This window comes from Niastella sp., assembly GCF_045805085.1.
Lineage (GTDB): Bacteria > Bacteroidota > Bacteroidia > Chitinophagales > Chitinophagaceae > Niastella.
The window spans coordinates 17,756-33,817 of record NZ_JBJMLX010000240.1 but is presented as its reverse complement, the minus strand read 5'-3'; the positions used below and the strand labels follow the sequence as shown (position 1 = coordinate 33,817).

Annotated in this window: 14 protein-coding genes; 4 read left to right on the top strand and 10 right to left on the bottom strand. The window is 44.4% G+C overall.

Translation table 11 applies throughout. From position 1 onward, the window contains the following. The 10 genes from ACJ751_RS12280 to ACJ751_RS12235 form a co-directional block, all read right to left on the bottom strand. Positions 1-1,365: carboxypeptidase-like regulatory domain-containing protein (locus ACJ751_RS12280; RefSeq protein ID WP_407745789.1), on the bottom strand; the 1,365-nt coding region annotated here is incomplete at its 3' end. Positions 1,366-1,621: 256 nt separating this feature from the next. Continuing rightward, complete coding sequence (locus tag ACJ751_RS12275) at positions 1,622-3,139, bottom strand: TSUP family transporter (RefSeq protein ID WP_407745788.1); 1,518 nt, start codon at positions 3,137-3,139, stop codon at positions 1,622-1,624. Positions 3,140-3,153: 14 nt separating this feature from the next. After that, complete coding sequence (locus ACJ751_RS12270; RefSeq protein WP_407745787.1) at positions 3,154-4,842, bottom strand: NADPH-dependent assimilatory sulfite reductase hemoprotein subunit; 1,689 nt, start codon at positions 4,840-4,842, stop codon at positions 3,154-3,156. 46 nt (positions 4,843-4,888) lie between these two features. After that, complete coding sequence (locus ACJ751_RS12265) at positions 4,889-6,652, bottom strand: sulfite reductase flavoprotein subunit alpha (protein ID WP_407745786.1); 1,764 nt, start codon at positions 6,650-6,652, stop codon at positions 4,889-4,891. Beyond that, positions 6,636-7,499 carry a uroporphyrinogen-III C-methyltransferase gene (gene cobA / locus ACJ751_RS12260; RefSeq protein WP_407745785.1) on the bottom strand — a complete coding sequence of 288 codons (864 nt, stop codon included), beginning with the start codon at positions 7,497-7,499 and terminating at the stop codon, positions 6,636-6,638. The genes ACJ751_RS12265 and cobA overlap by 17 nt, the downstream gene beginning before the upstream one ends. 9 nt (positions 7,500-7,508) lie before the next feature. Then, positions 7,509-8,486, bottom strand: a complete 978-nt coding sequence (cysK, locus tag ACJ751_RS12255; RefSeq protein ID WP_407745784.1) for a cysteine synthase A — start codon at positions 8,484-8,486, stop codon at positions 7,509-7,511. Positions 8,487-8,499: 13 nt separating this feature from the next. Next, positions 8,500-9,327, bottom strand: coding sequence for a serine O-acetyltransferase EpsC (gene epsC / locus ACJ751_RS12250; RefSeq protein WP_407745783.1), 828 nt, complete (start codon positions 9,325-9,327; stop codon positions 8,500-8,502). A gap of 44 nt (positions 9,328-9,371) precedes the next feature. Then, positions 9,372-10,610, bottom strand: coding sequence for a sulfate adenylyltransferase subunit 1 (locus ACJ751_RS12245; RefSeq protein ID WP_407745782.1), 1,239 nt, complete (start codon positions 10,608-10,610; stop codon positions 9,372-9,374). Positions 10,611-10,641: 31 nt separating this feature from the next. Continuing rightward, positions 10,642-11,550 (bottom strand): sulfate adenylyltransferase subunit CysD, encoded by a 909-nt coding sequence (gene cysD, locus ACJ751_RS12240; protein WP_407745781.1) that lies wholly within the window; start codon positions 11,548-11,550, stop codon positions 10,642-10,644. A 29-nt stretch (positions 11,551-11,579) separates the two neighbouring features. Then, entirely contained in the window at positions 11,580-12,296 is a 717-nt protein-coding gene (locus ACJ751_RS12235) for a phosphoadenylyl-sulfate reductase (protein ID WP_407745780.1), read from the bottom strand. Between the two features lie 607 nt (positions 12,297-12,903). Between ACJ751_RS12235 and ACJ751_RS12230 the strand changes: the two genes are divergently transcribed. From ACJ751_RS12230 to ACJ751_RS12215, 4 genes are all read left to right on the top strand, one after another. Beyond that, positions 12,904-13,596: a ClpP family protease gene (locus tag ACJ751_RS12230; protein WP_407745779.1), complete on the top strand. Its 693-nt coding sequence runs from the start codon at positions 12,904-12,906 to the stop codon at positions 13,594-13,596. A gap of 111 nt (positions 13,597-13,707) precedes the next feature. After that, positions 13,708-14,352, top strand: coding sequence for a ClpP family protease (locus tag ACJ751_RS12225; RefSeq protein ID WP_407745778.1), 645 nt, complete (start codon positions 13,708-13,710; stop codon positions 14,350-14,352). A gap of 122 nt (positions 14,353-14,474) precedes the next feature. After that, entirely contained in the window at positions 14,475-15,713 is a 1,239-nt protein-coding gene (clpX, locus tag ACJ751_RS12220) for an ATP-dependent Clp protease ATP-binding subunit ClpX (RefSeq protein ID WP_407745777.1), read from the top strand. A gap of 88 nt (positions 15,714-15,801) precedes the next feature. Further along, complete coding sequence (locus ACJ751_RS12215) at positions 15,802-15,978, top strand: hypothetical protein (RefSeq protein ID WP_407745776.1); 177 nt, start codon at positions 15,802-15,804, stop codon at positions 15,976-15,978. The last annotated feature ends 84 nt before the right edge of the window (positions 15,979-16,062 follow it).

The following is a 16,062-nucleotide window of genomic DNA, read 5'->3' as shown; positions in this document are numbered from 1 at the left end:
CAACTCCAGGTGATGGTTCTGCACTTTTACATTGTCGAGCCGGATCTTGTTTCCCCGTTGAAATACGCCGTCCATTTGTCCGAAACGATAAGAATAAGACAACTCGGCATTTTCGGTTATGCGGTAATGTGCCGCCAGGTCAACTTTCAGGTTGCTTACTTTCGGACTTACCAGGTCGGTTTCCCAATAACCGCTACGCGCTACGCGCAATGTTTGATTGGGCTTGCCATCGATGGTGAGGCCGCTGATTGAAGAAGTGTTACTACCCGCCAATGCATCATCGCCATATTTATTCCAGCCATCGAAGACAGTATTGTTCTCGCCATTGAGTGCAGGAAAGTTAGGGTTAGCACTCTTCAGGTTGTTTGGGTTTTGATCGAGGCGGGTATTTGAACGCCAGTCGATCCCCTGCATGTAACCTACGTTTACTTTGAAGGCAAATTTATTATGGAACAACGCTTTTGCATACCTGATAGCAGATTCTGTCAGAAATGCGGGTGAATGATCGATGCCATCCACATGGTTAATACCTGTTTTATGGTAAATGCTCAACCCCTGGCTATTAAAGGGGTTTTTGGTCAGCAGGTTTGCCATCCCGTTGATCGCGTTCATGCCATATAGGGCAGAAGCGGCGCCGGGGGTTATTTCCACACTTTGAATGTCAAGCTCTGTGGGGCCAATGGCATTACCGAGCGGAACGCCTAAAGTTGCCGCCTGCATATCTACCCCATCAACCAGCTGCATAAAGCGGAAGTTGTTTGGGATATTAAAGCCACGGGTATTGGGCACTTTAAATGTTAAACTGGAAGTAGTCATTTGTACGCCCTTTACATTTTCCAAGGCGTCGTAGAAGTTAGGCGCCGGCGTTTCTTTTATGGCGCGGATATCCAGCTTTTCAATTGCCACCGGTGATTTCAGGATATTTTCCGGTACGCGCGAAGCTGTTACTACCACTTCATTGCCCAATACGGTTTGCGTTACCATGGCTACCTGTAATTTGGAGCCGAGGCTTTTTACTTCCAGCTCTTTTGGCTCAAAGCCAACCGAAGTAAAAACCAGTGTAAAGGGTAATTTTTGTTTGGTGCGAAGTATAAAGTTGCCGGTATTGTCTGTAATGGTACCGGTTACCGATCCTTTTATCTGTACACTTACATCGGATAAGGGTTCATTTTTTCCGTGATTGATCACCGTTCCGGAGATCTCTATCAACGCTACGGTTTGGGAAATAGCAGTGGAACACACCAACAGGGCCATTGACGCCAAAACGCCATATTTGAGTTTCTTAAGAGGGTTCAATTTTGCGAGGAGGCCGTTGTACAAGGTTTTGGTCTCAAGCAACCAGCCTGTTGGATTTGCTGTTTTCATTATTCGTTGGTTTATTCATTCATACCAGCCTATATTCTAATAGACTATAAGGTTAAAATAAAACCCCGGATTATTGTACGGGGTCGTGCATCTGGCTAACAAATCATGTCCACTAAATTACTAGACTATTTGACCTTTAAAAATCCCGGCTGGTTAAAGTAGCCGGGATCCTTATTTGGTACAAATATAGTCCATTATTTTACTAGACTTATAATTTATTTTTAATCCCGGTAAGAATTTTTACCGGGATAACTATTTAAAAGATCTTAACGATAATCTTCAGACTCCAGAATATTACTAATATACCTAATAAGATCAGCGAAATTTTACGTGGTAATTTACCAGCCAGTTTAGCCGCCAACGGCGCCGCCAGTAAACCGCCTATAATCAGGGCCACAATCACCTGCCAGTGGGTTACTCCCAACATAAAAAAGAATGAAAATGCGCTTGCCAGGGTAACAAAAAATTCAGTCAGGCTCACGGAACCTATTACAAACCGCGGGCTGCGGCCCTTGGTAATTAAGGTAGTGGTTACAATGGGTCCCCAGCCACCGCCGCCGAAAGAATCGAGGAAACCGCCAAAACCAGCCAGCCAGCCATAATGTTTGAATTTCTTTTTCTTCTGCTCCTTTTTAAACGCATTCCAAAGTATACGTAAACCCAGCAACATGGTATAGGTGGCTATAACAGGCTTTATATACGCTGTTTGTGAATCGCCAAATTTTACTAACAGTATTGCACCGAATACAGCTCCTACAATACCTGGTATCACCAATGCCTTGAACAGTTTTTTGTTTACGTTGCCAAATTTATAATGGCTGTACCCTGAAGCGCCGCTTGCAAACATTTCGGCAGTATGTATACTACCACTCATGGCTGCGGGGCTAACCCCGGCCGATAATAATATAGTGGCGCTGGTAACACCATATCCCATTCCCAGGGCGCCGTCAACCAATTGCGCCAGGAAACCGGCCAGCACCATCCAGTGAAAGTTCGGGTCCAGCTGGTGGTACCATTTTACCGTATCATCGGCAATCCGCTGGAAGGGTAAATAAGAGAATATAAAGTGACCTACCAACATCAGGGCAAATGCAATAAGGGAATAGGTGACGATCTTTCTAACACGTCGTTCTCTTTCCACATTGTCCTTTTCTACCAGGATGCGGGTGATCTCATTCAGCCGTTTTACTTTGTATTCAAAGTTGCCATTGAGTTTATTCCTTACTGCATGCAGGTTATTGATCATGTCATCCAGCTCAGGAGGCAGGGCATGGTTCAACACTTCTTTTATGCGTTTGGCGGCGGTAGGTGATTTGCCATTGGTTGAAATAGCAATTTTCAAATTACCTTTTTGCACAATAGAGCTCAGGTAAAAATCGCATTGCTCAGGCGTATCGGCCACGTTTACCAGGATCTTCTTATCCTTGGCAGCCGCCCTGATGGCCAGGCTCGACTCTTTTTCATTCACCGCAATGATAACCAGGTCCTGGTTTACCAGGTCGGCTTCTACAAAAGCGCGCTCATGAAGGGTAAGGTTGGGATGGCTTTTTGCCAGCTTACGTACCTCATCGGAAATGCTGATAGCTACAACAGTAACCGGGGCAGCCGGCGAATTACCCAGCAGTGCAGATAATTTTTCTGCACCCACCTTGCCCCCTCCTACCAGCAATACTTTTAAGTCTTCCAGCTTTAAAAAAACAGGAAATAAAAGATTGCCGGGATCGGGCGTTGCGCCAGTCGTTTGTTTTACCGGTATTATTTGTTCTGTTGTCATGCCTGTCAGCATTTTTAGATCGTTACCAACTTTTCGCGAACTGCAAAATCGCCAAATGTTTCACCGGAATTCCTGTTCTTGCTATATTTCTCAAAAAGTTCATCCAGCTCCTTCAAAATTGCAGGCTCGTCGATATTTTCTTTATACTTTTTATTTAAACGGAAACCTTCGCGGTCGCCACCCAAATGTAAATTATAACGGCCATAGGCAGTTCCTATAAAACCGATCTCTGCAGCATACGGCCTTCCGCAACCATTGGGACAACCGGTCATGCGCATAGATATTTCGTCATTCTCCAAACCATACTTGGCCAGGATAGGTTCAATTTTCGTAATGAGCGATGGCAGGTAGCGTTGTGCTTCGGCCAGCGCCAGCGAACAGGTATTGAATGCTACGCAGGCGATGGCATTTTTACGTACAGCCCCTGCTTTGTCAGTATGTTCAATAATTCCGAAATCGGTCAAGATCTTTTCTACAGCTTTCTTATCCTTTTGTGCAATGTCGCTGAGGATCAAACCCTGGTTACTGGTGAACCGGAAATTGGCTTTACCTGTTTTTGCTACTTCCAGTAAGGCTGTTTTCAGCGCTACCTTTTCGTCGGCAATACGGCCACTTTCAATAAATACGGTATAATACCATTTACCTTCGTGGTTCTTGTGCCAGCCATACTCATCTTTTCTACTGGTAAAGCTATATGGCTTCGGCTCTTCAAGTTTGAACCCACACCGTTTTTCCAGTTCTGCCCTGAATGCTTCCACCCCCATTTTGTCGATGGTGTATTTCAGGCGACTCAGCTTACGATCGCTGCGATTACCATGGTCGCGCTGAATAGTAATTACCTCCAGCACGGCTTTCAGCGTATTTGCTTCGCCCCGTACAAAACCCAGCATCGATGCCAGGCGTGGATAAGTAGCCGCGTTACCATGGGTAGCACCCAGACCACCACCTGCAGCGATGTTAAAACCTATCAGCTTGTCATTTTCAATAATGGCAATAAGGCCCAGGTCATTGGTAAATACATCCACATCGTTGTTTGGCGGGATGGCTATACCCACTTTGAATTTACGGGGCAGGTAACGATCCTGATATAATGGATCTTTTTCTACTTCTTCTTTCTCCTTTTTATCGAGCAATGGCTTTTCATCGAGCCATATTTCATAATATCCTCTTGATTTGGGCAAACCCAGCTTGCTTATTTTCCCTGCATAAGAAAAAATTTCTTCATGTATAGGTGAAAATTTGGGGTGAGCCGCGCAAACCACATTACGGTTCACATCGCCACAAGCAGAAATAGAATCGAGCAATATGGTGTTGAAAGCCTGAATCGTTGGTTTTACATGCGATTTTAAAATACCATGCAGCTGTATGGTTTGGCGGGTGGTGATCTTAATAACTCCGGTTGAATGGTCTCCGGCAATGTTATGTAAGCCTATATATTGATCAGCGGTCATAAAGCCACCGGGCAAACGCAAACGGAGCATATAAGAATACAGCCATTCCAGCTTTTTGGCACTGCGTTCTTCCCGACGATCGCGATCATCCTGCTGGTACATGCCATGGAACTTAACCAACGCTGTATCATCTTCACGGATCGCACCGGTTATCTCATCACGCAGGCTTTCTTTTAATGTACCGCGCAAACCATCGCTGGCCATTTTTATTTTTTCGGTAGAAGACAGATTCTTATTATCGTTTGTACTCATCGTAAATGCAAGTTTCAAGTTTCAAATTAAATTCACCCACTTCGTTCTAATACACATCTTTCAGGAAGCGACCCTCTTCTTTCAACTGGTTCAAATACTCAACTGCCTGGGCGCTTGTTTTACCTCCAAATCTTTCAATGATCTGCAGCATGGTATATTCCACATCTACACTCATTGGTTCTTTAGCACCGCAGATGTATACATAGGCGCCATTTTGCAACCACTCATAAAATGCTTTGGCATTCTCCAGCATTTTATGTTGTACATATATTTTTGATTTCTGGTCTCTTGAAAAGGCAACGTTCACTTTGGTCAGTACGCCTGTCTGGATCCAGTTTTGAATTTCTGTTTGATATAAGAAGTCGGTAGTGAAATGCTGATCGCCAAAGAACAGCCAGTTACGACCGCTGGCGCCGGTAGCATCACGCTCCGCTATAAATGATCTGAACGGTGCAATACCTGTTCCGGGCCCGATCATAATAACATCTTTGTCTTCCGCTGGTAACCGGAACTGGTTGTTTTTATGTACATAAAATTCCAGCGGACCTTCAACTGCTAAATCGGCCAGATAGTTTGAGGCCAAACCATGTTTTACTTCCCCGTTCATTTTAAAATTGTCGCGGGCCACGGTAATATGTACTTCACCGCTGTGTGCGTTGGGTGAAGAGGAAATAGAGTATAATCTTGGCGTGATCGGTTCCAGAATGCCAATCACTTCTTCAAACTGCGCTGCATTGTTTACGGGATAGATCTTTAACAGATCGAGCAGACTGATCTTTGTTTCAGGAATATCCTGTTTTACTATAGCGGCATATTGTTTTACTACGCGCTCCGGTAAATAGGCAATGTTCACTTTCTTTTTCAACAGCTCTATCACCGTATGCGTTTCGTTGCGGAACGTTACTGTTTTCTTGCCATCTATGCGTGTCAATGCGATAATTGAATCTACAATAGCGGGTGCATTTTCAGGAACAATCCCAATTGAATCACCGGGTTGGTATTCCAGGTCATCGGCCACTATTTCAATATGATGGGTTGCTTTGTTGGAACCTCTGTCGTTCAGGTTTACATTGGTGATGATGCTGCCATTGTAAACTTTTTTGCCGGTTGGCTTTTTAGCGGTTACCACGGCGCCTACACTGGCAGTGCCGTTGCTGCTGGTAGTGGTGGTTAATGAATGCAATACCTGCGAGAACCAGCCATCTGCATCGCCCTGGTAATCAGTATCGCATTTTATTAAGTTAACAACACGTTGTCCGCCCAGTCTTTGCAATTGCTCGTCTACATCTTCGCCGGCCTTGCAAAACAGGGGATATGAGGTGTCGCCCAGAGCGAGCACTCCGTATTTCATTTGGGGCAGCTTGAATCCATTCTGATGGATGTGGTCGTAAAACTTCTTTGCAGTAGCAGGCGGCTCGCCTTCGCCTTGTGTGCTGATGATGGTAAAGAAGTATTCTTCTTTGGCCAGATCATTCAGGCGATATTGATCAAGGCTTACCACTTTGGCCTGGATACCACTTTTCTTTGCTTTGGCAGCCAGGTCAGTGGCCAGCTTTTTTGAGTTACCGGTTTCAGTACCGTATGCTATAGTTATTTTAGATACGGTTGGTTTGCTTTCAACAGGGGTTGCCACGGGTGCAGCAGCTGTTGCAGGAGCCGAAGCCGCTGCTGCTGATGTGGGCGCCAGGGTCGATTGGTCGTGGCAATTCATCAGTACGCCGGCCAGGAATCCATTCATCCAAACCAGTTCTTCTTTTGTAGAAGTCCTTACTAAATCCTGTAACAATTTCAATTTATGCTCTGCTAACATGTTTATTTACTTTTTCCGCATTTTCAGAATCGGGTGTTGTTGTAATCAGTTTTGCCAGTGGTTTAAAATAATGTTCTGCGCTGTTGCTGTTTTCGAGCCACCTGAACTGCTCATGCAAAGCCACCACCTTGCCAATGATGACCAGCGACGGGGAAACAAATGTTTTTCCCCGAAGCTGTTCATCGTATTTATACAAATTGGTTACGTGCACATTCTGCAAAGGCGTGGTAGCCTGCTCAATTACCGCCAGCAACTTTTCGCTGTCTATATTATGCTTTACCAGGTTGCTTACTACATGGTCCAGGGTTTCTGACGACATATAAAACACGAGGGTGTCGTTGGTTTCAGCCAGTTCTTTCCAGTAGGTGTCTGTAACAACATCCAGTTTGTAACTGGTCAAAAAACGCACTGATGTAGTATAGCCTCTGGCTGTTAATGGTATGCCTGCATAGGCTGCAGCACCCAACGCTGCGGTTACACCGGGTACAATTTCATAAGGTATATTGTGTTGCACCAGGGTTTGCAATTCATCGAGTATGTTCGAGAACATGGATGCATCGCCACCTTTTAACCGTACTACCAGTTTGCCCTGTGCGGCATACTGTACCAGCAGTTCGTTGATGGTGTACTGGGGCGTTGATGATCCACGGCTGCATTGCTTACCAACATATACTACTTCTGCCTGGCTGTTCACATATTGCTGCAGGATCTCCTCGCTTACGAGGCGATCTGCCAATACCACTTCAGCCTGTTGCAAATAGCGCGCAGTTTTTACTGTTACCAGTTCCGGATCACCGGGACCGGCAGCTGCCAGTATTACTTTGCCATATGTTGGTTTTTTTTGCATGTACGTTTATTATTTATACAAGCCTTCTATTGATAAATACCTTTCGCCGGTATCGTAATTGAATGTCAATACACGGGCGCCTTTGGGTATCTCGGCTAATTTTTTTGCTACTGCCGCCAGGGCCGCACCGGTTGAAATACCAGCCAGAATGCCTTCTTCTTTTGCCAGCCGTTGTGCATAGCTGAAAGATTCATCCTTACCTACATTTATTGTTCCATCAAGCAGTTTCGTGTTCAGGATGGAAGGAATAAAACCAGCGCCTAAACCTTGTAAAGGATGCGGGCCGGGAGCGCCACCGCCAATTACAGCCGATAGCTCTGGTTCCACTGCAAATACTTTCAGGTTGGGGAATTTGGCTTTCAGCACCTCTGCCACACCGGTGATATGACCGCCAGTACCTACACCGGTGATCAAATAATCGATGCCGTCAGGGAAGCTTTCCAGGATCTCCTGAGCAGTTGTTTCGCGATGCACTTTTACATTCGCTTCGTTATCGAACTGCTGGGGCATCCAGGAATTGGGTGTTGCAGCTACCAGTTCCTTTGCTTTTTCAATAGCGCCCTTCATCCCTTTTTCGCGGGGCGTTAATTCAAAAGAGGCGCCGTACAGCTCCATCAGTTGTCTTCTTTCCACACTCATCGATTCGGGCATCACCAGGATCAGTTTGTACCCTTTTACCGCTGCTACCATGGCCAAACCGATACCGGTGTTACCAGAAGTAGGTTCAATGATCACGCTGTCCTTATTCAGAATGCCTTTCTCTTCTGCATCTTCGATCATCGATAATGCAATACGATCTTTAATGCTGTTGCCGGGATTGCTGCGTTCCAGTTTAATCCAAACTTCATGGTCATTACCAAACAGTCTGTTTATTCTAACATGCGGTGTCTGGCCAATTGTTTCTAAAATACTACCGGCTCTCATGCGCTGGTTGTTTTGGTTGTCAGTTTTACTGGTTGTCTTAGTTTCTTTTTCTTCGGTGATCATAATTCCCGTTTTTTTAAATGACGAAATTTAATGGCTCAGGAAATGGATTTTTGTCGCGAACCTTAACTTCGCTCTTGTGGTACACTACTGAAAAAGAGGGTACACTATAGGTAAGCCAAACGTTCCCGCCAATGATACTATCCTTTCCTATAACCGTTTCGCCGCCGAGAATGGTAGCACCTGCATAAATGGTCACATTATCTTCAATGGTAGGATGCCGCTTTGTAATGGTCTCCTTTGAAACGTGCAGGGCGCCTAATGTTACACCCTGGTATATTTTTACATTATTACCTATTACAGTTGTTTCGCCAATCACGATACCGGTGCCATGGTCAATGCAAAATCCTTCGCCAATTTGAGCGCCGGGATGAATATCAACACCGGTTCTGCTGTGCGCATACTCGGTGAATAACCTTGGCAGAATTTCAACGCCCTGCGCCCATAACTGGTGCGATAAGCGGTATACTGCCGTAGCATAAAAACCGGGGTAAGCCACCAACACTTCTTCTACCGACCGTGCTGCGGGATCAAACTGCAACAAAGCCTTCGCATCCTTTATCAGCGTTTCATACAGTGCGGGAATAGCAGCAAAGAAGGTTTCTGTATGTTTCTCTGCCTTTTCTTCCTTATGCGTTACATCATATATCAGGCTGGATAAATGACCCCTTAAGATATTGAGCTCTTTCTCCAGATCACTGAACTGATGATGCTTCTTATTGGGTAAAAACAAAAAATTAAAAACCTGGTCAATGAACTGTTCTGCCAGTTCCTTATCAGGGAAAGTGGTATCTACCTTTTTAAGTTGCGCATATAAATGTTGTATAAATTCGTTCGTGCTCATTTTATTCAATATTCAAAAGTTCAACACTTTGGTTTACTACTCAGCTATTGAATCATACAGGCTCCAACCGTTACATGGCTGGTTTCATCTATCAATATGGCGCCGCCGTTCTCACGCAGATCGCTATAGGAATCGTACGGAATGGGCGAAGCCGTTTTTATTTTTACTTTTATTACATCGTTCAGCGTTGCTGAAGTAGCTTCTTCTTTTTGCAGTGTATTTACATCCAGCTTGTACTCGATCTCTTTTATCACGCTCTTTACCACTTTGCTGTTGATCTGCAATAAATATTTGTTACCGGTAACCAGTGGTTTGTTATCCATCCAGCACAACACCACTTCCAGTTCCTGGGTTAATTTGGGCAGGTTATCGCTTTTTACAATGATGTCGCCACGGCTGATGTCGATGTCATCTTCCAGGTGCAGAATGGCGCTTTGCGGTGCAAACACTTCTTCTACCTGTTTACCATTGTGTTCAATAGCGGAGATGGTGCTGGTACGGCCTGAAGGCAATACGGTGATGGCATCTCCCTTTTTATAAATACCACTGATCACTTTTCCGGCATAACCACGATAATCGTGCAGATCATCTGTTTGAGGACGGATCACATATTGCACGGGGAAACGTGGATCGGCGAGGTTAATATCTTTGTCTACTTCTACTGATTCCAGGAATTGCAGTAAAGGGGTGCCTTCGTACCAGGCCAGTTTGGGTGATTTCTCTACGATGTTATCGCCAAATGCAGCGCTGAGCGGAATATAGGTCACATCTTTCAGCCCCAGGGATTTTGCCACTTCGGCATAATCGATCACGATATTGTTATACACATCCTGTGAGTAGTCAACCAGGTCCATTTTGTTGATGGCCACTACCACGTGCGGAATGTTCAATAAAGAAGTTATGATGGAATGGCGGCGGGTTTGTTCAACTACCCCGTTACGGGCATCTATCAAAATGATAGCCAGGTCGGCGGTAGAAGCGCCCGTCACCATGTTGCGGGTATATTGAATATGCCCGGGTGCATCGGCGATGATGAACTTGCGTTTGGGTGTTGAAAAATATTTATATGCCACATCGATCGTGATGCCCTGTTCCCTTTCTGCACGCAACCCATCGGTCAACAAAGCCAGGTCGATCTCGCCCAGGTCTCTATTCTTACTTTGCTTTTCGATAGCGGCCAGCTGATCGATCATGATGCTTTTGCTATCAAATAATAAACGGCCGATCAGGGTACTCTTGCCATCATCGACACTGCCTGCTGTTATAAACCGTAATAAATCCATTTATATAAATATTTTGAAGTTTGGAGATGGGTTAGAAATAACCATTTTTCTTTCTGTCTTCCATTGCTGCTTCCGATACTTTATCATCAATACGGGTTTCACCGCGTTCGCTGGTTTTGGTAGCGGTGATCTCGCTGATGATGTCGTCGATATTATCAGCACGTGATTCTACGGCTGCAGTACAGGTCATATCCCCTACGGTACGGTAGCGAACATTCTTTCTAAGTACTTTATCAGTTTCATCGAGTTTAATAAACTCGCTTACAGCTACCAGTTGCCCTTCATGGTCTATTACATCACGTTCGTGCGAGAAGTAGATAGAAGGCAGGTCGATCTTTTCGCGACGGATATAATTCCAAACGTCTAATTCTGTCCAGTTACTGATGGGAAATACGCGCACATTCTCGCCTTTGCTTATTTTTCCATTGTAAGTATTCCACAGTTCGGGGCGTTGCAGTTTGGGATCCCATTGACCGAATTCATCCCGAACAGAGAAAATGCGTTCTTTGGCCCTTGCTTTTTCTTCGTCGCGGCGGGCGCCACCAATGCAGGCATCAAACTTGAACTCCTCGATAGTATCGAGCAGGGTGAAAGTTTGTAAAGCATTGCGGCTGGCAAACTTTCCTTTTGGCTCGGTGAGATTTTTTGCTTTGATCGTATCGCCTACGTTGCGAACGATCAGCTTTTCGCCCAATCTTTTGGCCAGTTCATCACGGTATGCAAGTGCTTCAGGGAAGTTATGTCCGGTGTCGATGTGTACGAGAGGGAAAGGAAATTTACCGGGGCGAAATGCTTTCAACGCCAGTTGTACCAGCGTGATGGAATCTTTACCGCCGGAAAATAATAAAGCTGGTCTTTCAAATTGCCCTGCTACTTCACGGAAGATATGAATAGCTTCCGATTCCAGATGATCCAAATAATCTAAACTATACTTACTCATATTTCTCTTTTCAGAATTCAGTTAATAAATTATTTATGAATATGCAGACCGCATTCTTTTTTAGCTGCGTCTTCCCACCACCAGCGGCCGGCTCTGAAATCTTCTCCAGGCCTTATTGCGCGTGTACAAGGGGCGCATCCTATGCTTACAAATCCGCGGTCGTGCAGCGGATTGTATGGCACATTATTATCGTCGATGTATTTTTTTACCTGTTCGGTTGTCCAGTGCAGAATGGGATTGTATTTGATGATCTGGTTGGTTTCGTCCCACTCAATTATGCTGAGATCGTGGCGATCGGGTGAGTGCTCGGCCCGTAAACCGGTGATCCAGATCGCATTCCCGGCCAACGCTCTTTTCAGCGGTTCTACCTTGCGAATAAAGCAGCATTGCTTGCGATTTTCAACCGATTCGTAAAATGCATTGGGACCTTTTTCTGTAACAAAGGTTTCCAGCAATTTATAATCGGGGTAGTAGGCGGTTATGTTGGCGTGGTATTTTTCGTTTGTATTGTTCCAAACAGAATAGGTTTCTGCGAACAACCTTCCGGTATCTAAAGTAAAAATGCTAACCGGTAATTGGTTGTGCAGGATCTCGTGGGCAATTACCTGGTCTTCATAGCTGAAACTGCTACTGAATGTTACCTGACCGGGGAACTGTTCTGTAAGGAATTTGATAAACTCAGCAACAGATAGTCTATCTGATTGGTGGGTTAAATCTGTCAAGCGTGACTTTAGCGTTGAGCTCATATTCTTTTATCATTCATTCATTCGAAAATCTGGAACCTGGAAACATAGTGCGATTGGACTAACAAGTAGAAAACTGAGTATCAACAGCAACAACAGTATTTGTTACAACAGGAGATGTACATTAAATGTATGGCGTGGGAACGAAACATAATAAGTCTACTCAGTTTGTAGATCAAAGATAATACATCACAACTGATATCAAAAATTTTTTCTACCAAACGAGTGGACTAACTGGTGCTTTTAACAAACCAGCCACAAACAATTGTTTGTATGTGAATGCAAAACCAAATTAGCTTTTAATTGTTAAATGAGCACTTATTAAACATGAAAAATAAGGCTAATGACTGTTTGCTCTAGCTTTGTACCCGGTTGAGTACCAGGTGGCCTGACAGCCGCCGTTCAACTTGTCAGCTTTTTTACCTAGCAATGCCTGTTATACTTCTAAAGACCCCAAATTAGACATTTTATGCCAGGCCGACTGCCTGTATAGCAGGCTCAAAATGCTTGTTTTTGAGGATATTAGGTCAAAATGGCTGATTTTTGATATAGCACGGTATTTGGTTTCCTAAAAAACTTATATTGCCAACTCAAATAATAGAAAAGTACTATGAATCTTGGAAAAGAATTTGAAAAATACGCGGTACACCACAGAGGTATTTCAAGCAATACCCTGGACAGTTACCAAAAGCATTCAGTTACGAATCTCACTCCTAATATTATTGAAGAACGTCCGATGAATATTGCTGTCATGGACGTTTACAGCCGGTTGATGATGGACCGCATCATTTTCATGGGCTACCCCATTAATGACGAAGTGGCAAATATCGTAACGGCCCAGATGTTGTTCCTGGAAAGCACCGATCGCACGCGCGACATCCAGATGTACATCAACTCCCCCGGCGGAAACGTATATTCTGGTTTGGGCGTGTATGATACCATGAACTACATCACACCCGATGTAAGTACCATTTGCATTGGTATGGCTGCTTCCATGGCTGCTGTATTATTGTGCGCCGGTACACAGGGAAAACGCACGGCCTTAAAACACAGCCGCGTGATGTTGCACCAACCCAGCGGCGCCATTGGCGGCCAGGGCAGTGATATCGAGATCACTGTACAGGAGATCAAAAAGATCAAAAAGAACCTGTACGATGCCATCTCCACCCACACTGGTAAAACGGTTAAACAGGTTGAAAAGGATTGCGATCGCGACTACTGGTTAACTTCTGAAGAAGCCAAGGAATATGGCCTTGTTGATGAAGTATTGCTGATCAATCCACGTAAAGAGAAAAAAGACTAAGCACCTTCGACTGCGCTCAGGGTGTAGCCTGATCCTTCGATCCCCGACTACGCTCAGGATGATCAGGATCATTGTAGAATTCAAATAATCGAATTTCAAATAAAAAATATCATGCAGATATATTCAAATCATTTATTTAAGCCATTTCGCATGGACGATGAAGACGAACCAAAAGAAAACGGCAAGGAAGAAAAAAATGCTGACTTTGGTATGCTGGCCAAGAAAATGGAGAAGTTCTTTTTTGAACAAAGAGCGGTATACCTGTGGGGTGTTGTAGAAGATAAAACAGCAAGAGAAGTTGTAACCAAATTGTTACTGCTCGATGCTGACAAACCTGGTGAGGACATTAAATTCTTCATCAACAGTCCCGGTGGCGTAGTTACCAGCGGTATGGTTATTTACGATACCCTGCGTATGTTGAAAAGCCCGGTTAGCACCATTTGTATGGGCTTGGCTGCCTCTATGGGTTCTATCCTGTTGAGCGCCGGCGCCAAAGGCAAACGCTACATTTACCCCCATGGTGAAGTGATGATCCACCAACCAAGCCTGGGCGGATATATGCAGGGCGTAAGCGCTGACCTGGAAATTCAGGCCAAACAAATTAAAAAGACCAAAGAGATCGGCGCCCGCATTCTGGCCGAAAACTGTGGTAAGAAATTTGAACAGGTAATGAAAGACTTTGATCGCGACTATTGGATGGATGCCAAAGAAGCAATTGAATATGGCATTGTAGATCAGCAAGTTGATAAGTTATAAGTACATATAAACCTGTAAAAGTCCCAAATTCCGTATACTAATTTTCTACAAAAGGAGTTTGGGATTTTTTATTGGGATTTGGATTAGCATTTAGATACCTTTGTAAGCGATTTTATACAAACATGGCTAAAACAACATTACACTGTTCTTTTTGTGGACGCAGCCGCGATGAAGTAAAGATTCTTATTGCCGGGCAGGAAGGACATATTTGTGAGAATTGCGTTGAGCATGCACGCGAGATCATTGAACAGGAACTGATGATCCGCCATGAAAGTACCCCGCCTTCCACTTCCTTCAAACTGAACGTAAAGAAACCTGTTGAGGTTAAACGCTTTCTGGATGAATATGTGATCGGTCAGGACGATGCTAAAAAAGTATTAGCAGTAGCCGTTTACAATCACTATAAACGCCTTCAACAAAAACCTGCTGAAAACGAAGTAGATATCGAAAAAAGCAACATCGTAATGGTGGGTGAAACCGGTACGGGTAAAACCCTGCTGGCAAAAACCATTGCCCGCCTGCTGAATGTGCCTTTCGCTATCGTTGATGCTACGGTGTTCACAGAGGCCGGTTATGTGGGTGAGGACGTAGAAAGCATTTTGACCCGCCTGCTGCAGGTTTGTAATTATGACGTAGCCGCTGCCGAAAGAGGCATCGTTTATATAGACGAAATTGATAAAATTGCCCGTAAAGGCGACAACCCTTCCATCACCCGCGATGTGAGTGGTGAAGGTGTACAACAGGGTTTGCTGAAACTGCTGGAAGGTACCGACGTACTGGTTCCCCCTCAAGGCGGCCGTAAACACCCTGAACAAAAACTGATCAAGATCAATACCCAGAACATCCTGTTCATTTGTGGTGGCGCTTTTGACGGTATTGATAAAGTGATCGCCCGCCGGGTAAACACCAACGCTATTGGTTTTAATGTAAACAAAGAGCTGCAGGAGCACATGAAAAAGAACCTGCTGCAATACATTAATGCTACCGATTTAAAATCATTTGGTTTGATCCCTGAGTTACTGGGCCGTTTACCGGTAGTTACTCACCTGAACCCACTCGATAAAGCAACGCTTCGTTCTATTTTAACAGAACCGAAGAATGCATTGATAAAACAATACAAGCGTTTGTTTGAACTGGAAAACATTCAACTGACCATCGATAATGATGTGCTCGATTTCATGGTTGATAAAGCGATGGAATACAAACTGGGCGCCCGTGGCTTGCGCAGCATATGCGAAAGCATTTTAACCGACGCCATGTTTGAACTGCCTTCGAGCAAACAAACAGTTTTCCATGTGAACCTGGAGTACGCGCAAAAGAACTTCGACAAGAGCAAGATGAGCATGTTGAAAGTTGCCTAGTCGAAAGAATCAGATAAGATATTAATAAAAAAACGTCAGCCATAAAACTGACGTTTTTTATTTCCGTAATTTTCTCAAAATATTTGTTATGCAGGAACTGGTAAACAAGTTAATGGCTGAAGGTTTAACAGAGCAACAAGCTTATAAAGCCATCGAGATCATCAAGAATTTTGCAAAAGATAAATTCCCCATTTTTGGCGGCGCTATTGATAAGCTGTTCGACAAGTATGGTCCCAAGGATGATGAGGATGATATAATGCCTTAATCCATTGTTGCATCTCATAACAAATCAATCATCAGCTTTCCCGCTTACAGGCTGTTAAATAAAAAATCCTCCCGCATAAAGCCG